Here is a 21,853-nt window from a genome sequence, read left to right as displayed (position 1 = left end):
ATATGGAACAATATAATATTGACCAGAAAATCCAGGAGTTTATTGCAAAAATTGAGGCAAAAAACCCTAACGAGCCAGAATTTTTACAAGCCGTAAAAGAAGTTGCAGTTACTGTAATTCCGTTTATCGCTACCAAGAAAGAATACACAGGAATGAAGCTTCTTGAGAGAATGGCTGAAGCTGAAAGAATTATTATTTTCAGAGTTCCATGGGTTGATGATAAAGGAGAAATCCAGGTAAACAGAGGTTTCAGAATTCAGATGAACTCTGCAATCGGACCATACAAAGGAGGAATTCGTTTCCATCCTACTGTAAACTTGTCAGTTCTTAAGTTCTTAGCTTTCGAACAAGTATTCAAAAATTCATTGACTACTCTTCCAATGGGTGGTGGTAAAGGAGGTTCTGATTTTGACCCACAAGGAAAATCAGATATGGAAGTAATGCGTTTCTGCCAGGCTTTCATGACTGAATTATGCAAGCACATTGGCCCTGAAACTGATGTTCCAGCAGGAGATATTGGAGTAGGATCAAGAGAAATCGGATATCTTTTCGGACAATACAAGAAAGTAAGAAACGAATTTACAGGTGTGCTTACAGGAAAAGGTCTTGCGTATGGTGGATCATTGATCCGTCCTGAAGCTACGGGATATGGTGTCGTTTACTTCGCTGAGCAAATGCTTAAGACTATTGATCAAACATTTAAAGATAAGATTGTTTCTGTTTCAGGTTTCGGTAACGTAGCCTGGGGAGTTATTAAAAAGGTATCTGAATTGGGTGGAAAAGTAGTAACTATTTCTGGTCCTGACGGATATATCTATGATAAAGACGGTATCGATGGTGATAAAATTGATTATTTATTAGAATTAAGATCTTCAGGTAATAACAGAGCTGAAGACTATGCTAAAAAATATCCATCTGCTATTTTCTATGCAGGAAAACGTCCTTGGGAAGTGAAGTGTGATGTTGCTATCCCTTCAGCTACTCAAAACGAATTGGACTTCGAAGATGCTAAAGTATTGGTTGAAAATGGAGTTCTTTGCGTAACTGAAGCAGCTAATATGCCTTCAACGTTAGAAGCGATCAACTATTTCTTAGACAGCAAAGTATTATTCTCTCCTGGTAAAGCGTCTAACGCTGGTGGTGTAGCTACTTCAGGATTAGAAATGACTCAGAACTCAATTCGTCTAAACTGGACTTCTGAAGAGGTAGACGCAAGATTAAAGGAGATCATGATCGGAATCCATAAAGCTTGTAGAGACTATGGAAAAGAAGAAGATGGTTATGTAAACTACGTAAAAGGTGCAAACATTGCCGGCTTCGTGAAAGTTGCAGAAGCAATGCTGGCTCAAGGAGTTGTATAAAATAAAATATAAAGGTTGGGAAGTTCCCGGCCTTTTTTCTTATAGCCTGTTCCCGGGAAAATGGGAAAAAAGTAAAAAGTGAAAGGAGAAAGCATTGATTTATTCAATGCTTTTTTTATTTTCAGAATATGGGAAATACTTTTAAAATAAAAACTATTAATAAAAAAATCCTGAAATAAATATTTCAGGATTTCTCACTTTTACTTTTAAATTACTTATTTCGACTTTTTCTTTTTAGCTTTTTTTTCCTCTTTAGTGGCTTCTGCCGTTTTAGTTGCTTCTACATTGGTATTGGCACTTACGGTTGCTGTTGCGTCACTCAGTGTTGACGTATTTGCAGCGGCATCTGTTGTAACTGTTGCACCTGTACTCTGCCCTTGCATTTGGGTAGTCGTACTCGTGTTTGTTTGTGTACTTTGCGGCTGCGCTTGAGTAGTTGTTTGATTTGCATCAACTTTTTTCTGAGCATCAGTTTGAGCTGATACGGCAACTGCTCCCGCTAAAGAAAAGACTGCCGTTAAAATTAACTTTTTCATATTGTAATATTTTAAATGGTTGTTTAATATTTTTTAAACGCCATTTATTTCATTAAATTATATCTAAAGTTCTTATTTAACGTACTTTATGTATTTTTAAGATGATTTTTGATTATAGGTTATTTTCCTAAATTTTTCATAATTCTTTCTACAAATTCAAATGCTGCAGGGCAGATTACAGTATTTTTCATCATCAGTGAATTGATCTGATAGATCTTTTTACGATCCGTATGTGGGTATTCTCTGCAAGCCTTAGGTCTCACTTCATAGATAGAACATGTATTATCATTATTAAGAAAAAAGCAAGGGAGATTTTGCAGAACTTTATCATTGTCTTCATCTACCCTCAGAAATTTTGCTTCAAAATCTATAGGTTTCATCCTAAGATGTTTAGCGATACGTTCAATATCTTTTTCTGTATATAATGGCCCCGTTGTTTTACAGCAATTAGCACACTGAAGACAATTAATCTTTTCAAAAACCTCCTCATGGGTTTCCTGAACAACATAATCAAGGTTCTTAGGTGGCTTTTTCTTTAATCCATCTAAGAATTTTTTGTGTTCTTTTTGCTTTTGTAAAGCCTGTGTTTTATAAAGTTCCAGATTCATTATCCTCTATCCTCCGCTAAAACGGAAAGACCTACTTTTTGATATTTATTAATTTTATCCAGATCCAGAATTGTAGACTGGTTATCCTTATTTGGGTAATACATTGGTACAAATTTAGCCCCATAAATTATCTCTCCGGTAGCATAAGATGACCTTTGAACCACTGTATTTGAAAAGACCTCATCAAAAGCTCGTACCTGTACTATAATTTCTATATCGATACTTTTAAAATCATCTTCAGAAAACCCATAAAAGGGAGAGTTTTCATCAATCAAATGTACCACAGTCCAATTCAGTGCCAATGTACTGATCTTGTTTAATCGGGTCTCTAATCTATAAAAGTTGCTCTTAGGTATTCCGTCTTCAATAACCTCAATTGCAGCTGATACTATAACATCTGCATCAGTAAGTGCATTATTTTTATAAGGAGCCAGCCTAAACATTAAAGCTGTAGAATCCTGAAAAGGCGATATAACAGCAATATCAGAAAATCTTAAATAGGCTCTGGGTCTGGAAAATCTTCCATAAAATAAACCCGTTGCAATGGCAAAAGCAAGCAATCCCAGAAAAGCTTCAAAAGTAGCCACCAAACTCGCCATAAAACCGATCGGAGCTATTCTACCATATCCAACAGTAGTAAATGTCTGTGAACTAAAGAAAAATACATCTATAAATTCATTGATCGGATTACTCTTATCGATCCCAGTAAGATGTTGTACTCCTATAGAGTAATAAATTAAAGCAAAAATAATATTTATAAGAATATAGCCAATCACTAAATAGGAAAGAAACCTGAATGTAGACAGGTTCAGCATAGTGTGATACCAGCTCAACCTATTAAAGACATTAATGCCTTTTCTTCGAACATTCGGCAGTCCATCCTTATTGATAAACCTTCCGGAAGCATTACTTCCAAAGCCACTGCTATCCGTATTTTTCTGACGAATTTTTTGCCTAAATCCTCTTGCCATTATTTATATTATTTTTCTTTCCAACTTTTGTAACCAACATGCAAAGATAAAATATTGTTTTCATGAAATTTATCAAGTCGATGATTGAATTCATCAATTGAATTTAAATTAACTTTGAAATATGAAAAAGCTTGAATCCAGAGAGGACATTGAACTGTTGGTTAATTCATTTTACAAAAAAGTAATTAAAGACGATACTATTGGATTTTTCTTCAGGGATATTATCAAAGTAAACTGGGATAAACACCTTCCAAAAATGTATTCTTTTTGGGAAAGCATTCTTTTTGGTCAAATGAGTTATAAAGGAAATCCCATGGCTGTTCATTTTCCAATTAATGAGCTTCAGGCGATGGAGAAAAAACATTTTGACCAATGGTTATCATTATGGAAAAGAACCATTGAAGAAAACTTTATAGGTGAAAATGCTGATATGGCTATCTATAAATCTGAAAATATCGCCAGGCTGATGGCATACAAAATGGAAATGGCCAGAAAGCTTAATTAAGGAACTATGACAGTAAAAATATAAGCCGCTAAATTCACTAGTAAAACTGTTCCATATAAAATATTGGTTTTTCCTCTACTTAAAGAAAGCATTACAATAAACACGGATAAAGAAAGTAAAATAATATCTTTCTTATCGAGCCCCAATACAAAAGGAATATCATACATTATACAAACAATAGATACCGCAGGGATCGTTAAACCAATACTTGCCAAGGCAGATCCCAATGCTAAGTTCACACTAGACTGTATCTGATTATTTCTTGCTGCACGAATAGCAGCGACACCTTCCGGAAGCAACACAACCCCTGCAATAATTACTCCTACTAATGATTTTGGAGCACCTATACTTTGTACCATATCTTCAATTGTTGCGGAAAGACCTTTAGCCATTAAAACAACAATAACAAGACAGATTACCAGAAAAACAAAACTTACAATAGTTTGACTTCTTGATGGAATAAAATGAGAATCCGGATGATCCCCTGTAATAATGAAATAATTCCTGTGTCTTACGGTCTGAACCATTAAAAAAACACCATAAATAACCAGACACGCAATAGAAACAAAAATCAGCTGAGCGGTGTTGTAAAATGGCCCGTTTACACTTGAGGTAAAGTTAGGGAGTATTAATGTTAAAACTAATATTGAAACAATACTTACCAGATATGTCGTTGCTGAGGTTCTTGCAAAAAACTGCTCATAATATTTCACTCCACCTACTAAAATACATATTCCTAAGATCCCATTTAGAATAATCATTACTGCAGCAAAAATAGTGTCTCTGGCTAATGTAATAGCCTCACTTCCTCCTGCTACCATCAGCGAAATAATTAATGCGACTTCAATAATAGTAATACAAAGGGCTAGAATAATAGTACCAAACGGTTCTCCTACTTTGTGAGCTACAACCTCTGCATGATGGACAGCTGATAATACACTACCTGTGAGTAAAATTCCTGCAATAATTTCATAAACAACACCATTTTCCATTAATCCAGAAAAATAGTAACCTACTGCTAAAATAGGGAAAATAAAGGTATAGTGTAAAAGTTCTTTTAATTTCATAAGTGTTTACAAAATACAAAAAAACGATGAAAATTAAATTATTAAAAGAGAATATTAATGATATTTTAATGGCACCATAGGTTAAAATCCTGAAAATCGGTCAACATATGTAATAAAAGTCCGATACCAATAATTCTGACTGTCCCTTTAAAAAAAAGCATTACGAAATATACTGTAATGGCATAATAAGAATGCAGGAAATGAAATCCTATACTATTTCTCGTAGGATCAAAAACAGGATTGGCAAATAGATGATCTAGGTCTACTAGCATCGTTGCTAATAGAATAAGATACACCTTCTTCCAGTTATCTCTATAGAAAATTAAAGCTATAAAAACAGGAAATATAAGGTGTAAAAAATAATGGGCACAGGTCTTCCAAAATAAACAATCCATTAGATCCTTCCTTTTAAATAATCTTGCCGTACTTCTTCATCCAATTTCTCAATCGCATATCTCAGGCATGTTCTGGGCATATCTTTATAGTATTTCGACAAATAAGAAATCAACTCTTCTTCATTTTTATTCCCCATTTCTCTTAGCAGCCATCCATTTGCTTTGTGCATCAGATCATGTGAATGTTTTAAATTATTTGTTACAAATTCTTTCGTTAAATCAAACGATCCTTTTTTCACATAATGCATTGTTCCAACAACAGCAATTCTTTTATGCCACATGTCATCAGAGTTAGAAAGATCTCTAAGTAAATTTTCTTTCTTATTTTCAAAAGCATAGCGTCCCAAAATTTTATAGCAACTGGAATCTACCAGATCCCAGTTATTGACAAACGGTAAATGATCAAGGTAAAACTTTACAATTTCCTCTTTGTTTTTTGGATCTTTTGTTTTTTCAAACTTATTGATCAGCATAAACAAGGCAGTCAATCTATGTTCGTGAAATTTTGAGGAAAGTAGCTCCCCAAGTTCTTTTAAAGAAATTTTAGAATAATATTCTTTTGCCACTACTCTTTGGTCCGGAACTTTTACTCCCAAAAATACATCCCCTTCACCATATTCACCTTTTCCTGTTTTAAAAAACTTAGGAAAGAAAGCTGCCTTTTCCGGAATAGATAAAACAGCTAATGCTTCATGTATATCTTTGATTATATTATTCATCGTAATCAACTAATTAGGTAGTTTCATCTAAAGCAACACCTTCTTGTTCCAGTTCTTCTTTCGCAATCTTCTTAGGATTAGCAACTTTAGCAATTGTAAGCCCCTGAACAATAATTGAGAATACCACTACACAATAAGTAATGCTTAAAATAATATTACTGTATTCACTTTTAGGAATAGACATTGCCAACGCAATGGAAACCCCACCGCGAATTCCACCCCAAAATAAAACCTTAATGGTCTGTGGACTGAACCGCGTCCTGAAGGACATAAATTTCGAAGGTCCCCAAATAGAAATAAACCTTGCGATCAAAACAACTAGAATTGCAATAAGCCCTGGAATAATAAAATGATTCAAATCTTTGATCATTAGTAACTCAAAACCAATAAATAGGAATAGTACGGCATTTAATATCTCATCTATTAATTCCCAGAATTTAATAAGGTAGTCCTGGGTAATGGATTTCATTTTGAATCGTACATTAAAATTCCCCATAAACAATCCTGCAGCTACCATAGTAAGCGGCCCAGAGATATGCATCTGCCTTGCAATAAGGTAACCTCCCATCACAACCGAAAGGGTAACTAATACTGAAATAATATAATCATCCACTTCACGCATCAGTCGGGAAGTGATCCAGCCTAATAAAACACCCAGCAATAATCCTCCGCCGGCTTCTTTCATCAATAGTAACCCGATGCTCTCAACTCCCAAATCCACTTCTTTCCCAACAGCCAGCTGTAAAACAACAGTAAACACAACAACAGCCATCCCATCATTAAAAAGAGACTCTCCTGCCACCTTTGTTTCCAAAGACTTTGATACTTTTGCCTGTTTTAAAATACTGAGAACTGCTACCGGATCTGTAGGAGAAATAAGGGCTCCGAAAACCAAACAATAGATAAACGGAAGTTTGATACCTACAAGAGGAAGAAGATAAAACATTCCGAAACCTACTATAAAAGTAGAGATAACAACTCCTGCTGTTGAAAAGATAAGAACCGGCCTAAATTGTTCCTTCAGATCATTGATATTAATATGTATTCCTCCGGCGAACAAAAGAAAATTAAGCATTGCACCCATCAGTACTTCCGTAAAATCAATACTATTCATTAATTTATGAAGATGCCCAAAGGTTCTAGGTAATACGGTTTCACCAAATAAAACCAGGAAAATTGAAACCACAATGGCAATAACCATAATTCCGATCGTGCTCGGAAGCTTAAGAAATCTGTAATTGAGATATGCGAATATGGATGCTAAAACTATTAACACCGAAAATGAATAATATAATTCCACTAAGTTATTTTTAAATTTAAAAGCCTAAATAAAGGACTTTGATATATATTTTGTTATTCTCTTTTTCCCATACGTCGATAACCCCGTCCTTCATTGTTTTTGAACTTCTTGTATATCCTTCTCCCAGATTTAGAATATTCAGAAAAATATATTCATCGCCCACAGAGTTAACATTATAGGCTGTTTTCTCTGATTTTCCGTCCCCGGAATTTTTTATTGCATCAGCAAGCAATCGAAGCTGTGACAAATGATGGGTAAAATTGCTTATATCTTTTTTGTTGTCATATGCTCTGAGCAAAATTAACAACACATCAAGATTTGTAGGATCTTTACCATATAAAATCTTTCCTAATCGTATACACTCATCAAAATTGCTATTCTTAAACGCTTCGGCCAGACTTTTAAAATCTTCATCCGAAGTAGTTAGCTTATTTGTTTCAAAATTTCTACCATAGTACAAATGTTGAGCTTCTATGCTATCCAATGATTTTGGTATCCCTTTATATTTGAAAATAAGTCTATCATAACTGTATGGCGACTCAGAGTTTTTAAGATTCTTTTCAATACTCTTAAAATCGATCTTGGATTTTTGACTAAAGCCAGAAATCGAGATACATAGAAACAGAAGGAAAAAGTAATATTTCATTAATCGTTATTTTCTTCTTCTTCCTCATCATTTTCAAAATATTCGAAAAGGAAATCGTTATAAGGAAATCTCGAGATATGAATTTTCATTACCTCATCATAGATCATTTTCTTCATTTCTGGAAAGTTTTCTTTACTTAAAGCAGAAATAAATACGGTAGGATATTTAGATCTTGCCATCCAGGTTTTTTTCCACTCCTCAAGAGAAATATTCTTTTTTGTGGTTGGCGTTAAATCATCCTCATCTTTTTTCTCATAACTGAAGTCATCAATTTTATTGAAAACCATGATCATTGGTTTCTGATGAGCATTGATTTCCATCAAAATATGATTAACAGATTCTATATGATCTTCAAAACTTTCGTGAGAAATATCCACGACGTGAATAAGCAAGTCAGCTTCACGAACCTCATCTAATGTAGATTTAAAAGATTCTACCAGTTGAGTTGGCAGTTTTCTGATAAACCCTACCGTATCGGTTAGCAGAAACGGCAAGTTTCCAATAACAACCTTTCGCACTGTCGTATCTAAAGTCGCAAATAATTTATTCTCAGCGAAAACTTCAGATTTTGAAAGCGCATTCATTAAAGTAGATTTTCCAACATTGGTATACCCCACCAAAGCGGCACGAACTACTTTCCCACGATTGTTTCGCTGAGTAGCCATTTGCTTATCAATGGTCTTTAATTTATCTTTCAACAATGAAATTCTGTCACGGATAATACGACGGTCGGTCTCAATTTCTGTTTCCCCCGGACCTCTCATTCCTATTCCCCCTTTCTGACGTTCCAAGTGGGTCCACATTCTTGTCAGTCTCGGTAAGAGATATTGATATTGTGCCAATTCTACCTGAGTTCTTGCATACGAAGTTTGCGCTCGTTGTGCAAAAATATCAAGAATAAGATTGGTACGGTCCAAAATTTTAATTTCCATTTCTCTTTCCAGGTTTTTAAGCTGCGAAGGAGAGAGTTCATCATCGAAAATTACAGTCCCTATCTCGTTTTCTTTTACGTATTCTTTTATTTCAAGTGCTTTTCCACTTCCAATAAAGGTCTTGGAATCTGGCTGCGTTAATTTTTGAGTGAAGCGTTTTTCTACTGTGGCTCCTGCCGTGAAAGCTAAAAACTCCAGTTCATCCATATACTCTACCAGCTTTTCTTCATCCTGATTCTGAGTAATAACACCTACTAAAACTGCTTTCTCGTAATTATGTTCTTTCTTTTCTAGCATTAAGTTCTATCTATGTTTGTGAGCTTTACAAGATAACATTTTTAAGAATAAAAAACAAAATGATTTTTTGGACAATGAGAAATTTTAATGTTAATTTAAGTTTATAATAATACCGATTTGTAGAAAATTACCAATTAGATTAACCCGTTTTTTATTTTCTAAACACTAAAATTAAATAACTGGTAAAAACACCAACGATCCCCTTGAGTTATGACACTAAGTGAATGATTATTAAAAGCCAAAAGAATTTATTTATTATATTGAATGATTAAATATTGTTTTTAAAAACCAATCTATATGACGGAAGAACAAACGATTAAACTGAGTGTCCTGGAACAATCCCCTGTTATTGCCGGAAAACACCCTCAGGAAGCTCTCGATAACAGTATTGAATTGGCACAATGGGTAGAACAATTAGGATATGAAAGTATTTTATTTTCAGAACATCACGGTGTAATGGCTTATGCCAGTTCAAGCCCAGAAATTCTAGCTGCCGTCATCTTGGGAAAGACACAACATATAAAAGTAGGTACTGCTGGTATTATGCTTCGCAATTACTCAGCTTATAAAGTATCTGAGATAACAAAACTATTGGCTTCTATCTTTCCGGGACGCTTTATATTAGGATTAGGAAAGGCTCCGGGTGGACTTAAAATGTCGTCGCTTGCATTGAATGGTGATAAACTTCCAACCGTAACTACAATTAGTGAAAAACTACAGGATATCGTCGCATATCTGTCCGAGGATATTACCCCAACTCAGGAGCGTTATGGAGACTTAATAGCACAACCACAAAATCTTCATCACAAACCTGAAGTCTGGTGGTTAGGATCGGGCAACAATTCAGCAAAAGAAGCAGCAAAAAATGGACTAGGTTATTCATATTCTCATTTTTTAGTAAATGAACAAAGAAATGAAAGCACTAACATTTATAAAAACGAGTTTCAACCTAACCTTATAACATCAACGCCTCGTTTACAAATTGCTCTTTCAGTTTCAGTAGCTGAAGACTATGAAACAGCAAAAAGAAATGCCTATTCAATGGTTTACCAGTTTTTAGAGGCACGTCGGGGATTAGCACCAACGCCCCTTTTACATCCAGATGAGGTAGAAGAAAAAATTTCGAGAGAAGAAGGCAAAAATGATTTTCAACAAGGTTTAAAAAATATAATCATTGCCACACCAGAGACTATCGGAAAGCAACTTTCTGATATTGCAGCATTTTATAAAACCAACAACATGATAATCCTAAGTAATATTTATGATAAAAATTCTCGATTCAGAAATTTTGAATGGATCATTAACAACATTAAATAACTTGCCCTACCCTCTTTTCTTATCCTTAATTATATAACAATTATATAACTCCACTTTTAGCTACATTCATCTTATTAGTGATAATTCGCTCTGGAAACTACTTACTTTATTTAAAATATAAAAATCTTAATGTTAAATTTAATTTAAAACAACATTAAATTATATTATTTTAATAACTTTATAGAACAATTTTATTGTTTTAATACTTTAAAATTTAAAAAACTAACAACATCCAGAGAATCATGATTACCAATATTAAATGTATGGTTATTGATAATAATGAACTGGACAGACTGGTTCTTCATCATCATATTAATCAATATGAGTGTATTGAAATTGTTGCTTCTCTTGATTCCGCAGAAAAAGCTATTCCCTACCTTGACCTTCCTATTGATGTTTTATTTATTGATACCAATCTGCCTGGTATGAATGGAATGGAATTTAGCAAACTAGCCCACAAAATCCCGATCTGTATTTTTATAAGTTCACATCCTGAATTCGCTATTGAAGCTTTTGAACTGGACATTTTAGATTTCATTAAGAAACCCCTGAAAACAGAACGATTCCATCAATCCATGTTAAAGCTCTTTGATTTCCTTGAAATGAAGGAAAAGAGTGAGTGTCTTGATATCTTGCTAGGTGAAAATAATATTAAAATAAAAGAAGGAAGTACAATTCTTCAAATAAAAATCACAGATATCCTTTATCTTGAAGCATTAAAAGATTACACCAGAATCATAACTTCCGAAAAAAAGCACTGTATTCTGGATTCTATTGGCAATCTTCTTCACCAAAATTATTTTGATTCTTTTGTAAGAATACACCGCAGTTATGCTGTCCCCAAATACCTCATCCGAAGTAAAACAGCACACGAAGTAGAACTCGTTAATCACATCAAACTTCCAATCGGAAGAACTTATAAAGACAACCTGGCATTTTTCAATATGCCCGGCTGAGATCAAACAATAACTCCACAATCTCAACTATTTTAATAAACTGGTCATTCGTCGATTTTTCCTGTCGTTTATCTATTTTCCAAATATCAGCCTCAAATATGTGGTAATTTTAATATTCCACAAACTCTTACTTATTATCATTAACTAATAACCAAAAAATCACATGAAAAGAACATCTATTTTCGGCTTCTTTTTCATTCTGTTTATCGTATCCGGACATCTGCACGCTCAGTCAGCTGTTCTGGCTACGGGAACGAGTGTCTCAGGAGGTAACGGCTCTGTTTCTTATAGTGTAGGGCAAATCACTTACCTCTCAAAGGGAAGTGGCTCACAAGTTATGGAAGGTGTACAACAAGCCTTTGAAGTAACAACTCTTTCTGCTCATGAAACAACAACCGAAGAAGACGGCATTTTACTTTACCCTAATCCATTCAAAGACAATTTATATCTGGATTTTACTGTAAACAGTTACAAAAACTCAGATTATCAATTATTTGATGCCCAAGGTAAATTGATCAAAAAGGATAAGATAACTCAATCAAAATCTGAATTCAACTTTTCTTCACTTCCTTCTGCGATGTATCTGATCCGAATAAATCAAGAAGGTAAAAACATCAAAACGTTCAAAATCATAAAAAAATAACACCATGAAAAAAATTCTATTTATGCTAGGGCTTATGCTGGGCTGTCTTTCAGCCTATGCACAAGTACCCGAAAAAATGAGCTATCAAGCAGTTATGCGGAATCTTTCCGGACAACTGCTCATCAATCAAAGCATCGCCATAAGAGTGAGTGTCTTACAAGGTTCTGCAGCAGGACCGGTCGTTTATTCCGAAAGATTAACCGGAAATACAAATGCAAACGGCCTTATCAGCCTTGAAATAGGTTCGGGAACAGTCCTCACAGGAACATTTGCCACTATTAACTGGTCAACAGGAAATTATTATTTAAAAACAGAAACGGATCCTCTTGGAGGAACAAGCTACACAATAACAGGAACCAGTCAGCTACTTAGCGTTCCATATGCTATGTATGCAAAGTCAGCAGGCGGGGGTGGTGGAAACTTCACCCTTCCTTATACGGCAACTGTTAATAACCCAGCTACCCTTTTTTCACTGACAAATGATGGTGACGGCACTTCAGTTGAAGGAATCAACAATACAACGACTTCAAGTATTGCTTCAGTGAGGGGTATTGTGAGCAGCACTTCTCCTGGAGGGTTTTCATCAGGAGTTCGCGGAATCAATAACGGAACAGGTGGTTTGGGAGTTGGTGTCTGGGGCAGTCAAAACGGAAGCGGATGGGGAGTATACGGAGTTACTCCTAATGGTTTAGGGGTTTATGGAAACTCATCAGGAGCCGGATATGGTGTATATGCAAACAGCAATACAGGAACAGGTCTTAATGCAACAAGTAACAATGGGATCGCCGCTAATATTGCTTTATTAAATAATGCCAATAACAATAACGCTCTTAATGTTTCAACTTTAGGAAATGGAACGGTAGTGAATGTTTCTTCTTCTGGAAGCGGTGCCGGAATCTTAAGTACCACAGGAAGCGGATTTGCCGTACATGGCATAACCAGCCAACAGGTTTCTGCAGGTATTATTGGAGACAATAACGGAAATGGAGAAGCTGTTGTGGGGAGAACAACCAGTGATATCGCCGGAGCAGTGGTCGGAAGAAATGATGGTGGTGGATATGGCGTAAGAGGATTTATCTCTACAAACACTACGGGAACAGGAGTTGGTGTCTTTGGTCAAGTAGGGCTTAATACCAGCACCGGACGAGCAGGACGATTCGAAAACGTGAATCAAACCAATCTCGTTAATACACTTGAAGTAGAAACCAATGGAAATGGAAATATTCCTGACAATACTGAGGGAAATGCATCATCATTCCTTGTCAATAACACGAATAGTGTGGCAGCAGCTGTTAGAGCTGAAGTAAATACAATATTTGGCAACTTCGGAGCTGCAGGTATTTTTGGTATAGCTTCGGGAACGGGTGGTTTTGGAGGCCTTTTCTATGCTTCCAATGTTGCAGGAAACGGACGTGCCTTAGTTGCAATAACCGACGGCAATGGAAATGCAATAACCGCTAATGCAGGTAAAGACGGTAATGGTGTTGAAACCAATATTGATGGAAATGGGAATGCCTTATATGCATGGGTTCCAACTTTCGCAACAGGACGGGCCGGAAGGTTTGAGATTTTTAATGAAGACAATGAAAATGATGTAATAACTGTAAAAACCGTCGGGAATGGGATTGCAGGTAACTTTATGGTAAATCGCACTACAGGTACTTCACCAGCTGTGAAAGGAGAAGTGAACTCTATATTTGCCAACTTTGGTACTGCTGGCGTCTATGGTCTTTCATCAGGCACCGGGGGATACGGTGGTTTATTCTATTCCTCCAATGCTGGCGGGAATGGTCCGGCTGTGTTAGCCCTTACGGAAGGCAATGGAAATGGCATTACCGCCAATGCAGGAGGTACTGGCGACGGTATTGAAGCATCGTGTGACGGAACAGGCAATGCCATCTCAGGCTTTATTCCCAATTTTGGTACCGGTAAAGCTGGTCGCTTTGCCAACTTCAATAATGCTAATGGCCAACCAGTGGTACATGTAACCACTACAGGCACTGGCTCCGCCTTGCTTGTTAATCATCAGGGACCATCAGGTAATATTTCCGTATATCAAAGTGCCTCCGTTAATGTAGCCCGTATCAATAAAGCAGGAAGAGGATTTTTCAATGGTGGAACGCAAACTGGAGGAGCGGATTTAGCTGAGGTTTTCGATGTAGAAGGAAATATTTCAGATTATGAAACCGGTGATGTTTTAACGATCTCAACAAACTCAGACCGAACTGTAGAAAAATCTTCAAAACCATATTCTAATCTGGTTGCTGGTGTTTATGCTACCAGACCAGGTGTACTACTCACCGAAGAACATATAGATGCTGATATTTCTGATAAAGTTCCCATGGGTGTTATCGGTGTAATTCCTACGAAAGTCTGCTTGGATGGTGGCGCAATAAAAAGAGGAGATCTTTTAGTTACCTCATCAAAACCAGGTGTTGCTATGAAGGCTAATATTAAAAAAGTAAAAGTAGGACAGGTAATTGGAAAAGCACTTCAGGACTACAATCAGAATGAAATCGGAAAAATAAAAGTACTTGTAAATATTAAATAAAAAACTATGAAATCTATATATATTACCGCATTTCTACTATTAAGTGTTAGTACTTATGCTCAGGAAACGAAAACCTTGGAAACGCAGGATCAGACACTGGTATTAAAAAATGCAAAAGAACATGAAGCCCAGCTTTTGAAAGAAACTCAGCAAAGTGCAAGCAAAAAACCTGTACAAAGTGGTCTAGCATCAGATCAGGGTCTTGAGGTTAAAAAACAAGATTCAAAAGCGAAGACTCCGGCAGGCAATTCAGGTAAACAACTGTCCAATACAGCCACATTTGATGAGGTTCTGGCAACAATACCCAACAGACAGTCACGCAAGGCAAATAATTCTAGGAACACAAATATACCCGTTATGGGATTACCCAACACTGCAACTTTGCAGGAAATAAAAAAAACTATTCCTAAAAACTAATAACAAAAGAAAGTTTTTTCAACAAAAGAAAGTCCGCATAGTAGCGGACTTTTTTATATTTTATCTTAAACAAATTAATGGGTATTTAATCCCAATCAGAAGCTACAAATTTCATCACCTCCCCTTTATCATCCGATAAGGTGAGAAAATGTCCTTCAACAGAATAATGGGTGATCTTTTCAATACTTCTTGAAAAAGCTTCTTCTAACTTCATATCCTGGCAAGCCATCATGGTGCTTCCAAGCCCTGAAAACTTAATTTTACCCTTGCTTTTAATCTCTGCTGTAAAAAACATCTTATTACATCCCATAAAAGCTCCTCCCTTTATTTTTCCATCTTCTATTTTAGAGGTTAAATTAATACCTGCCTTATTTTTAACCATCATTTCTTTACTGAAATTCCCAAAGGACACCATCATCCATTCTCTTTGAAGTGATGGATTTTTTTCCGGCACTGAAGAACAATTTAAAGTTATTCCCAAAAACGAAATGCCTAAAAGCAATACTAATATTTTTTTCATAAAAACAATCCTTCCATTTTCATACCATTCACGGGCAGAATATCGTAAAAATTAGTAAATTAGCGACACAAAATTATTTTATAAAATGAAAAGACTATTTCTACTATTCACTTTTTTATTGGGCTTTGTCCAGATGAGAGCGGATGAGGGTATGTGGCTGTTAATGCTCATCAAAAGATTAAATGGTGTTGATATGCAAAAAGAAGGTTTGCATTTAACTCCTGAAGAAATTTATTCTGTAAACAATTCAAGTTTAAAGGATGCCATCGTAAGCTTTGGTGGATTTTGTACTGGAGAGATTGTTTCTGATAAAGGACTTATTTTTACGAACCACCATTGTGGTTACGGTGCTGTGGCAGCAGCTTCTACTCCAGAAAAAGATTATTTAAAAAATGGTTTCTGGGCAATGAAGCAAAAAGACGAATTTAACGCAAAAGACCTATACGTTAGATTTTTAGTTAGAATGGATGATGTTTCTCAAAGAATCAACTCCAAACTAAATAACAATATGACCGGTGAAGAGAGAAAAGCTGTGATCGATGCTGAAACTAAAGCAATCCAGTCTGAAAACTCCGAAAACGGAAAATATACTGTGGTAGTAAGAGATTTCTTTAACGGAAATGAATTCTACTATTTCGTTTATCAAGATTACAAAGACATCAGATTGGTTGGTGCTCCACCTTCATCATTAGGTAAATTTGGTGGTGATACAGATAACTGGGAATGGCCTAGACATACAGCGGATTTTACCGTTTTCAGAGTATATGCTGATGCTGCAGGAAATCCGGCAGAATATTCTCCAAGCAATACTCCACTAAAACCTAAACATTTTTTACCGGTTTCTCTTAAAGGAATTAAGCCTGGAGATTTTTCTATGATCTTAGGATATCCGGGAAGAACAAACCGTTATTTAACGTCTTACGGTATCCAACAGATGGTAAACAAAGATTATCCAGCTTGGGTGGAAGCATCAAAACTGGCAATGGATGTAATGAAGAAGTATATGGATAAAGATAAAGCCACGCAGCTTAACTATGCTTCTCAGTATGCTTCAGTAGCTAACTACTGGAAAAACAGACAAGGAACCATTGATGCTGTTATTAAGAACGGAACAATTTCTGACAAACAAAAAATTGAAGACAACTTCGGCAAATGGGCTCTACAAGCTGGAAACACTGAATATGATGGAGTATTAGATGATATTTCTATTTACTACAAGCAAGTTTCTAACAGAAATGTTGAAAGAAATTATGCTTCTCAACTTTCCAGAAATGCAAAATATATCAGTCTTGCTTATCAGGTAGGTTCTGTTCTTAAATCTTATGCAGAACAAGACATGCAGGGAAGATTAGCAATGAAAGCAAAAGTGGAAGCTTCTGTAAAAGCTGCTTATGAAAACTTCAATACTAAATTGGAAGGAGAAATGCTAAACTCAATGGTTGGTCTTTACCAGTCAAGAGTAGATAAGGATGTTGCTTCTGCTACTATTATGGGATTAGACTCTAAGAATCTTTCAAATGTAGCCTATTCATCTATTTTTGCTAATAAAGCTTCAGTAACAAACTTTATCTTAAACCCAGACCGTTTGAAACTTGATGCAGATCCACTTTTAAAAATTGCTAACGGTGTTGCTACTGATCAGAGATTATCTTCTGAAAAGTTCTCTAAAATAGATGATAACTTTGCTAGAAACAACCGTTTATTCTTAGCGGGTTTAATGAAAGCAATGCCTGAGAAAAAATTCTATCCGGATGCTAACTCTACAATGAGATTAACGTATGGAACAGTAGATAAATTACCGATCAGAACAGATAGAAATTATTTTGGTGTTACGGACAACTATTACACTGATATGACTGGTCTTGTTGGTAAATACAAAAAAGGAGATGAAGAATTCGATCTTCCACAAAGAGTGATTGATCTTTACAATATGAAAGATTTCGGTCAATATGCAGATGCAGCAGGTTATATGCCTGTAAACTTCCTTTCTAACAATGATATTACAGGTGGGAATTCTGGTTCTCCGGTAATTGACGGTGAAGGTAATCTTATTGGTATCGCGTTTGACGGAAACAGTGAAGCGCTAAGCGGTGATATCGTTTTTGAACAGGAATGGCAAAAAACAATCAACGTTGATGTACGTTTCGTGCTTTGGACTATTGATAAATATGCTGGCGCAAGAAGGCTAATTGACGAATTAAAATTAGTAAGAAGTGAAAACACTCCTGCTGACACTAAAACTCGTCCTGCTAAAGCAGAGCATGAAAAAACGACTAAAAAGAAAAGGTAATCTTTTCTTAAGATACATTTTAAAACCCCGTGAAACTTTTTCACGGGGTTTTATTTTAGTTTTAATTATAATGAATAATATAAAGGTTACTTTGCTGCGCTTTATATTATTTTTTTATAAACTTCTGAGAACCGGCAGCTCCATCTGAACTCTTAACTTTAACAATATAATTTCCAGATGGTAAATCCTGTACAGAAACACGAACTTCTGTATTATCTGCTTTTAGGTTTTTAATGTTCTTTCCACTAAAATCGATTATTGAGATTTCCGAAATTTTTGATGCCGACGTAATATTTACGAAATCGGATGTAGGATTCGGAAATACTCTGAATAAATCTTTTTTATGATTCACTTCAGATGTGGATAATGCTGAGGCGTTCACCGTTACATTATCTACAGTAATAGAATATCCATACATCGCCACTCCCTCTAGAGCAATCTGATAAGTTGCAGATGGTGAAGGTAATGGTAATACTCCGGATGTAGTCCATGAACTTACACTGGAATTGTACGTACTTATCAAGATCCAAGCAGCTGAAGAAGATGTTCTGTAATATACTTTAAGCTCATTCTGATCTCCACCCCAATCTCTATTTCTATAATAAAATTCCAAGGTAGGGCTAGCTGTCGACGACAAATCCAATACAGGACTCACATACTTTGTTGTATCGCCATCAAATGAAGTAATATCAAATTGTGCCATATAAGAACCTTGGTAAGCTCCAGTGGTATATCCGGCATATGCAGTTTGCACATTCGTCCATTCTTTCGTTCCGGACTCATAAATTTTAGTCCATAAAGAAGAAGTTGACGAATCAGTTTCAAATGTTTCCAACCAAGGAAAACTAGTAACTTGAGCATTATATAATGCTGAAATTAACGTTAGAGAAAGTAAAATTTTTTTCATTCCATTTTTTTTAATATCAAAACAATTTACGAATTTTCAATTGATTAAATAAAAATATTTACATTTAATTAAACTAAAAACAATAAAATACACAAAACATTCTTACACTATTAAAATACTCTCATATTAAATCTTGAAAAATATTCGAAATTTCTTATTTTTGAGTATAAATCGATTTACATGAGCTCTATTAAATTTTCAGCTATTATCAGACAAAATGGCGAAATAAATGCTGCGTTTGTCGAATTCCCTTTTTCCACTGAGAAAATATTTGGGAAAAAAGGACAGGTTAAAATCAAGGCTACTTTCGATGGCAATGTTGAATATCGTGGAAGTCTTTCTAAAATGAAATCTGATTGTCATGTTTTAGGACTAACCCAGGAGATCAGAAAACAACTGAATAAAACTTTTGGCGATGAGGTTTTCGTATCTCTCATTGAGGACAAGGAAGAAAGAACTGTTGAAATTGCAAATGATATTGTTGTTGTTTTTAATGAAAACCCCAAAGCAAAAGACTTATTTGATAAAATGAGTTACACTCATAGAAAGGAATATATAAGATGGATTGAAGAAGCCAAAAAACAGGAAACACGGGAAAATAGAAAAACAAAAATGATTCAGATGATTATGGATGGGAAAAAAGGGGTTTAACTAACCTTATCACACTATTACAATCTGTAAAGAATATCATTTCAAAATTTCAATTGGTATTCGCAACTAACTCTCAATAACAAAAGCTTCCAATTCAATCATTTTACCGTTGTGAAATCTCCAAACATCACAATAAGAGTAATCGATGATCTTTCCCCCTTTGTTTTTCATACTTATTTTACCAACTGCTGTTACAAAATCACCCTCACCTATTAGTTTTTCAACTCTAAACTTAGGGGGCTCTATATATGTTGTTGCCATATATTGCCTGACCTCCTCCTTTCCTTGTAAGATCTGCTCACCAACAAAAGTCCATTTCGTATCATCAGCACAGAATGCCAAAAACCCTTCATAATCTCCTTTTGTAATGGCCAAATTTGCTTTTTCTAAGATCTCTTTGTTACTCATATCCTTTATAATTTTATTTTTTTTGAAAAAATGCACCTATAGCTAGGTAAGTCTCCAAATAAGATCAAAAGCTTCTTTTAAGAACTTTTTTTCCAAAGTAAGGCTTAATTAGTAAAATAAAAACAAAGTTATGTGCTTTGAAATGAAAATTTTACTAAAAAATAGTAGCATATAAAAATATATTCACTACTTTTGAATTCATCGCGTAGTGATATAAGATTTTTAGATAATTTGTTAATTTTAATTACTATTAAAAGATGAAAAACATTACCTTATTTTTTTTAACATAAATTTAAGTTTTATCTCTTATCTTTATGTTGTAAAAAAATATATATTGTTATGAATCTAAAATTAATTTTGTCAGGAATTATTTTGATATCTCTTTTAGTAGCTTGCGCGGATAGAAATGATGATGAAATGACCACACAACAATCCAAGAGTATCAAATCAGATATGAAAAGATTAAAGACGGTAAAAGTTATTACCGACTCAGTGAGAGCATCAGAAATTCCAACTAATCCACCAGCAATAAATGAACCAGCAGCAAACGAAACAATCGACCCAACGAAACCGGATAGGCCTAGGTAAGCTCACTATCCAGATTGTTATGTCAGCTTTTGTGCTGATATCAGCAATTTTACCATTTCTGAACAACATCGTTGGTTATTTTACCGACGTGAATGTTCAGTTAGCAAATAATGCTGGTGAAAGGCGTTTGGATCTTGATTCGGCTATTTACTTTTTATCAATCCCATCGTGCATTATACTTCTTGCGCTAGGAGGATTATTTAAAGCTCATCGATATACATTCTATGCTGTTTTCGTTTCTGGATATTTTCACCTAGCAACGTATATTAAATTCATATTTTTTAATAAGAATATTATATCGGGATATGCAGACATTGCAATTGTTGCAATTATTGCCTTAATCGTTTATCTGATATATCGATTAGATAATTACTATCGAGAAATAAGTGTAATTGATAAATTTAATAATAGTACATTAGAAAGATTTTCTTCCATACTATTTAAACGAAATGACATCACTAAAAATGAGTAATCACAGAGAAAGTTTAAAGATTCTTGTTGCTCTTAGTGATAAACTTTGGGAAGATTATATTCATGAAATCTTATCTGAGGAGCAATACTTAAAGAAAATGAGTTTAGTAAAAAAGGAGATCAATAATGGATTTATTGGTACAATGCAGGATTTGGAAATTTTCACCGATGAACTCGGGTATCTCATTTTAAATGCTCCTACAAAAACATTGATTTCTAATAAAGAAAAGATCATTGTAAATAAGAATTAAACTTACTTTGAATCTGCTTTATCTTGAACTTGGGATAGAATTTTTTCTAAATACTTACCTTGTTTTATAATAGCAGCATCTAATTTCTTCTCCATTTTCGATATTTGATTTTGTATGAAGAGTAAACTTTTATCTTGAGTATTGTACTGGGCATAGATATTTGCCAGTAAATCTCCAATTCCTTCATTAAAATTTTCACTATATAAAAGATCGCCAGATGATTGGGGATCTTTTTTTTGTTCCTCTTCCTCCACAGCATTTAAATCTAAAACACCTTCCCCTTTTATCAACCAATGTAAGTGGTTATTCAATTCCGGATATACAGAAAGTACTTTAACAACCTTATCAATTCCCAAGTCGCTCTTTAGTCCTGCTCCTTTGAAATTAGAAGCAGACATTCCAGTTTCTCTATAAAAAGACTCCTTTTTAATACTTTTTTCTTCCAGATAAAATAGTATCCTCTCCTTTATGGTTGTTATTTTGTCCATTTATATTTAAATTAGTCTAAATTTTGACTATATTTGTACAAAGGTAATAAAACAAAAT

Annotated in this window: 25 protein-coding genes; 12 read left to right on the top strand and 13 right to left on the bottom strand. The window is 34.8% G+C overall.

The genetic code is table 11. The features are described 5' to 3' along the window. Nucleotides 1–2: 2 nt before the first annotated feature. Nucleotides 3–1,361, top strand: a complete 1,359-nt coding sequence (gdhA, locus tag NG806_RS16350; protein WP_214830276.1) for an NADP-specific glutamate dehydrogenase — start codon at nucleotides 3–5, stop codon at nucleotides 1,359–1,361. Nucleotides 1,362–1,576: 215 nt separating this feature from the next. On the opposite strand, the gene NG806_RS16345 is transcribed toward gdhA, so the two are convergent. The 3 genes from NG806_RS16345 to NG806_RS16335 form a co-directional block, all read right to left on the bottom strand. After that, nucleotides 1,577–1,897: a hypothetical protein gene (locus NG806_RS16345; RefSeq protein WP_261510668.1), complete on the bottom strand. Its 321-nt coding sequence runs from the start codon at nucleotides 1,895–1,897 to the stop codon at nucleotides 1,577–1,579. Nucleotides 1,898–2,016: 119 nt separating this feature from the next. Continuing rightward, nucleotides 2,017–2,505 carry a YkgJ family cysteine cluster protein gene (locus tag NG806_RS16340; protein WP_214830272.1) on the bottom strand — a complete coding sequence of 163 codons (489 nt, stop codon included), beginning with the start codon at nucleotides 2,503–2,505 and terminating at the stop codon, nucleotides 2,017–2,019. Beyond that, the gene (locus NG806_RS16335; RefSeq protein ID WP_261510666.1) at nucleotides 2,505–3,476 is read right to left on the bottom strand and encodes an ion channel; all 972 of its coding nucleotides are present in this window, start codon (nucleotides 3,474–3,476) and stop codon (nucleotides 2,505–2,507) included. The genes NG806_RS16340 and NG806_RS16335 overlap by 1 nt, the downstream gene beginning before the upstream one ends. Before the next feature lie 121 nt (nucleotides 3,477–3,597). Between NG806_RS16335 and NG806_RS16330 the strand changes: the two genes are divergently transcribed. Further along, on the top strand, nucleotides 3,598–3,981 hold the full coding sequence (locus NG806_RS16330) for a group III truncated hemoglobin (RefSeq protein ID WP_261510664.1): 384 nt from the start codon (nucleotides 3,598–3,600) through the stop codon (nucleotides 3,979–3,981). Here NG806_RS16330 and NG806_RS16325 read toward each other — a convergent pair. The 6 genes from NG806_RS16325 to hflX all read right to left on the bottom strand — a co-directional run bounded on the left by NG806_RS16325 (nucleotide 3,978) and on the right by hflX (nucleotide 9,337). After that, nucleotides 3,978–5,048: a calcium:proton antiporter gene (locus tag NG806_RS16325; protein ID WP_261510662.1), complete on the bottom strand. Its 1,071-nt coding sequence runs from the start codon at nucleotides 5,046–5,048 to the stop codon at nucleotides 3,978–3,980. The two genes, NG806_RS16330 and NG806_RS16325, sit on opposite strands and share 4 nt — an antisense overlap. Nucleotides 5,049–5,113: 65 nt before the next feature. Next, complete coding sequence (locus NG806_RS16320) at nucleotides 5,114–5,443, bottom strand: DUF6122 family protein (RefSeq protein WP_261510661.1); 330 nt, start codon at nucleotides 5,441–5,443, stop codon at nucleotides 5,114–5,116. After that, entirely contained in the window at nucleotides 5,443–6,162 is a 720-nt protein-coding gene (locus NG806_RS16315) for a DNA alkylation repair protein (RefSeq protein WP_261510659.1), read from the bottom strand. Before NG806_RS16315 ends, NG806_RS16320 begins: the two co-directional genes overlap by 1 nt. Before the next feature lie 13 nt (nucleotides 6,163–6,175). After that, nucleotides 6,176–7,462 (bottom strand): cation:proton antiporter, encoded by a 1,287-nt coding sequence (locus NG806_RS16310; protein ID WP_214830259.1) that lies wholly within the window; start codon nucleotides 7,460–7,462, stop codon nucleotides 6,176–6,178. Between the two features lie 16 nt (nucleotides 7,463–7,478). Next, nucleotides 7,479–8,108: a DUF4919 domain-containing protein gene (locus tag NG806_RS16305; protein ID WP_214830257.1), complete on the bottom strand. Its 630-nt coding sequence runs from the start codon at nucleotides 8,106–8,108 to the stop codon at nucleotides 7,479–7,481. Continuing rightward, entirely contained in the window at nucleotides 8,108–9,337 is a 1,230-nt protein-coding gene (hflX, locus tag NG806_RS16300) for a GTPase HflX (protein ID WP_214830255.1), read from the bottom strand. The genes NG806_RS16305 and hflX overlap by 1 nt, the downstream gene beginning before the upstream one ends. A 297-nt stretch (nucleotides 9,338–9,634) precedes the next feature. Here hflX and NG806_RS16295 point away from each other — a divergent pair, with 297 nt between their 5' ends. The 5 genes from NG806_RS16295 (at nucleotide 9,635) to NG806_RS16275 (ending at nucleotide 15,221) form a co-directional block, all read left to right on the top strand. Next, nucleotides 9,635–10,654: an MsnO8 family LLM class oxidoreductase gene (locus NG806_RS16295; protein ID WP_261510656.1), complete on the top strand. Its 1,020-nt coding sequence runs from the start codon at nucleotides 9,635–9,637 to the stop codon at nucleotides 10,652–10,654. Nucleotides 10,655–10,896: 242 nt separating this feature from the next. Then, on the top strand, nucleotides 10,897–11,610 hold the full coding sequence (locus tag NG806_RS16290; RefSeq protein ID WP_214830251.1) for a LytR/AlgR family response regulator transcription factor: 714 nt from the start codon (nucleotides 10,897–10,899) through the stop codon (nucleotides 11,608–11,610). Nucleotides 11,611–11,773: 163 nt separating this feature from the next. Then, the gene (locus NG806_RS16285) at nucleotides 11,774–12,253 is read left to right on the top strand and encodes a T9SS type A sorting domain-containing protein (RefSeq protein ID WP_261510653.1); all 480 of its coding nucleotides are present in this window, start codon (nucleotides 11,774–11,776) and stop codon (nucleotides 12,251–12,253) included. 4 nt (nucleotides 12,254–12,257) lie between these two features. Further along, nucleotides 12,258–14,804 (top strand): beta strand repeat-containing protein, encoded by a 2,547-nt coding sequence (locus NG806_RS16280; protein ID WP_261510651.1) that lies wholly within the window; start codon nucleotides 12,258–12,260, stop codon nucleotides 14,802–14,804. A 6-nt stretch (nucleotides 14,805–14,810) separates the two neighbouring features. Beyond that, complete coding sequence (locus NG806_RS16275; protein ID WP_261510649.1) at nucleotides 14,811–15,221, top strand: hypothetical protein; 411 nt, start codon at nucleotides 14,811–14,813, stop codon at nucleotides 15,219–15,221. A gap of 85 nt (nucleotides 15,222–15,306) precedes the next feature. Here the strand turns inward: NG806_RS16275 and NG806_RS16270 are convergent, their stop codons facing one another. After that, complete coding sequence (locus NG806_RS16270) at nucleotides 15,307–15,741, bottom strand: META domain-containing protein (RefSeq protein WP_261510647.1); 435 nt, start codon at nucleotides 15,739–15,741, stop codon at nucleotides 15,307–15,309. A gap of 85 nt (nucleotides 15,742–15,826) precedes the next feature. Between NG806_RS16270 and NG806_RS16265 the strand changes: the two genes are divergently transcribed. Continuing rightward, entirely contained in the window at nucleotides 15,827–18,031 is a 2,205-nt protein-coding gene (locus NG806_RS16265; RefSeq protein WP_214830242.1) for a S46 family peptidase, read from the top strand. Between the two features lie 106 nt (nucleotides 18,032–18,137). On the opposite strand, the gene NG806_RS16260 is transcribed toward NG806_RS16265, so the two are convergent. After that, complete coding sequence (locus NG806_RS16260; RefSeq protein ID WP_261510642.1) at nucleotides 18,138–18,938, bottom strand: T9SS-dependent choice-of-anchor J family protein; 801 nt, start codon at nucleotides 18,936–18,938, stop codon at nucleotides 18,138–18,140. A 180-nt stretch (nucleotides 18,939–19,118) separates the two neighbouring features. On the opposite strand from NG806_RS16260, the gene NG806_RS16255 reads away from it, so the two are divergent. Next, nucleotides 19,119–19,589 carry a YdeI/OmpD-associated family protein gene (locus tag NG806_RS16255; RefSeq protein WP_214830230.1) on the top strand — a complete coding sequence of 157 codons (471 nt, stop codon included), beginning with the start codon at nucleotides 19,119–19,121 and terminating at the stop codon, nucleotides 19,587–19,589. 66 nt (nucleotides 19,590–19,655) lie between these two features. On the opposite strand, the gene NG806_RS16250 is transcribed toward NG806_RS16255, so the two are convergent. Beyond that, a complete protein-coding gene (locus NG806_RS16250) occupies nucleotides 19,656–19,997 on the bottom strand; it encodes a nuclear transport factor 2 family protein (RefSeq protein ID WP_261510641.1) in 342 nt (113 codons plus the stop codon). A gap of 417 nt (nucleotides 19,998–20,414) precedes the next feature. On the opposite strand from NG806_RS16250, the gene NG806_RS16245 reads away from it, so the two are divergent. Genes NG806_RS16245 through NG806_RS16235 form a run of 3 tightly spaced genes read left to right on the top strand, consistent with a single transcriptional unit; the run spans nucleotide 20,415 to nucleotide 21,307 of the window. Further along, entirely contained in the window at nucleotides 20,415–20,585 is a 171-nt protein-coding gene (locus NG806_RS16245; protein WP_261510640.1) for a hypothetical protein, read from the top strand. 19 nt (nucleotides 20,586–20,604) lie between these two features. Beyond that, the gene (locus NG806_RS16240; protein WP_261510639.1) at nucleotides 20,605–21,057 is read left to right on the top strand and encodes a hypothetical protein; all 453 of its coding nucleotides are present in this window, start codon (nucleotides 20,605–20,607) and stop codon (nucleotides 21,055–21,057) included. Beyond that, complete coding sequence (locus tag NG806_RS16235; RefSeq protein WP_214830222.1) at nucleotides 21,050–21,307, top strand: hypothetical protein; 258 nt, start codon at nucleotides 21,050–21,052, stop codon at nucleotides 21,305–21,307. The genes NG806_RS16240 and NG806_RS16235 overlap by 8 nt, the downstream gene beginning before the upstream one ends. Nucleotides 21,308–21,309: 2 nt before the next feature. Here NG806_RS16235 and NG806_RS16230 read toward each other — a convergent pair whose 3' ends face one another. Then, nucleotides 21,310–21,795: a hypothetical protein gene (locus tag NG806_RS16230; protein WP_261510638.1), complete on the bottom strand. Its 486-nt coding sequence runs from the start codon at nucleotides 21,793–21,795 to the stop codon at nucleotides 21,310–21,312. Nucleotides 21,796–21,853 lie beyond the last annotated feature (58 nt).

The sequence above is a fragment of the Chryseobacterium paludis genome (assembly GCF_025403485.1).
Lineage (GTDB): Bacteria > Bacteroidota > Bacteroidia > Flavobacteriales > Weeksellaceae > Chryseobacterium > Chryseobacterium paludis.
This window is presented reverse-complemented; position numbering and strand designations above follow the sequence as displayed.

Bases quoted from the DNA above. Each gene is read 5' to 3' on its own strand.
- NG806_RS16320 (WP_261510661.1), bottom strand. From the start codon at position 5,443: ATGGATTGTTTATTTTGGAAGACCTGTGCCCATTATTTTTTACACCTT.
- NG806_RS16335 (WP_261510666.1), bottom strand. From the start codon at position 3,476: ATGGCAAGAGGATTTAGGCAAAAAATTCGTCAGAAAAATACGGATAGC.
- NG806_RS16255 (WP_214830230.1), top strand. From the start codon at position 19,119: ATGAGCTCTATTAAATTTTCAGCTATTATCAGACAAAATGGCGAAATA.
- NG806_RS16250 (WP_261510641.1), bottom strand. From the start codon at position 19,997: ATGAGTAACAAAGAGATCTTAGAAAAAGCAAATTTGGCCATTACAAAA.
- NG806_RS16260 (WP_261510642.1), bottom strand. From the start codon at position 18,938: ATGAAAAAAATTTTACTTTCTCTAACGTTAATTTCAGCATTATATAAT.
- NG806_RS16270 (WP_261510647.1), bottom strand. From the start codon at position 15,741: ATGAAAAAAATATTAGTATTGCTTTTAGGCATTTCGTTTTTGGGAATA.
- NG806_RS16265 (WP_214830242.1), top strand. From the start codon at position 15,827: ATGAAAAGACTATTTCTACTATTCACTTTTTTATTGGGCTTTGTCCAG.
- NG806_RS16285 (WP_261510653.1), top strand. From the start codon at position 11,774: ATGAAAAGAACATCTATTTTCGGCTTCTTTTTCATTCTGTTTATCGTA.
- hflX (WP_214830255.1), bottom strand. From the start codon at position 9,337: ATGCTAGAAAAGAAAGAACATAATTACGAGAAAGCAGTTTTAGTAGGT.
- NG806_RS16330 (WP_261510664.1), top strand. From the start codon at position 3,598: ATGAAAAAGCTTGAATCCAGAGAGGACATTGAACTGTTGGTTAATTCA.
- NG806_RS16245 (WP_261510640.1), top strand. From the start codon at position 20,415: ATGACCACACAACAATCCAAGAGTATCAAATCAGATATGAAAAGATTA.
- NG806_RS16275 (WP_261510649.1), top strand. From the start codon at position 14,811: ATGAAATCTATATATATTACCGCATTTCTACTATTAAGTGTTAGTACT.
- NG806_RS16325 (WP_261510662.1), bottom strand. From the start codon at position 5,048: ATGAAATTAAAAGAACTTTTACACTATACCTTTATTTTCCCTATTTTA.
- NG806_RS16235 (WP_214830222.1), top strand. From the start codon at position 21,050: ATGAGTAATCACAGAGAAAGTTTAAAGATTCTTGTTGCTCTTAGTGAT.
- NG806_RS16240 (WP_261510639.1), top strand. From the start codon at position 20,605: ATGTCAGCTTTTGTGCTGATATCAGCAATTTTACCATTTCTGAACAAC.
- NG806_RS16230 (WP_261510638.1), bottom strand. From the start codon at position 21,795: ATGGACAAAATAACAACCATAAAGGAGAGGATACTATTTTATCTGGAA.
- NG806_RS16290 (WP_214830251.1), top strand. From the start codon at position 10,897: ATGATTACCAATATTAAATGTATGGTTATTGATAATAATGAACTGGAC.
- gdhA (WP_214830276.1), top strand. From the start codon at position 3: ATGGAACAATATAATATTGACCAGAAAATCCAGGAGTTTATTGCAAAA.
- NG806_RS16280 (WP_261510651.1), top strand. From the start codon at position 12,258: ATGAAAAAAATTCTATTTATGCTAGGGCTTATGCTGGGCTGTCTTTCA.
- NG806_RS16315 (WP_261510659.1), bottom strand. From the start codon at position 6,162: ATGAATAATATAATCAAAGATATACATGAAGCATTAGCTGTTTTATCT.
- NG806_RS16295 (WP_261510656.1), top strand. From the start codon at position 9,635: ATGACGGAAGAACAAACGATTAAACTGAGTGTCCTGGAACAATCCCCT.
- NG806_RS16345 (WP_261510668.1), bottom strand. From the start codon at position 1,897: ATGAAAAAGTTAATTTTAACGGCAGTCTTTTCTTTAGCGGGAGCAGTT.
- NG806_RS16340 (WP_214830272.1), bottom strand. From the start codon at position 2,505: ATGAATCTGGAACTTTATAAAACACAGGCTTTACAAAAGCAAAAAGAA.
- NG806_RS16305 (WP_214830257.1), bottom strand. From the start codon at position 8,108: ATGAAATATTACTTTTTCCTTCTGTTTCTATGTATCTCGATTTCTGGC.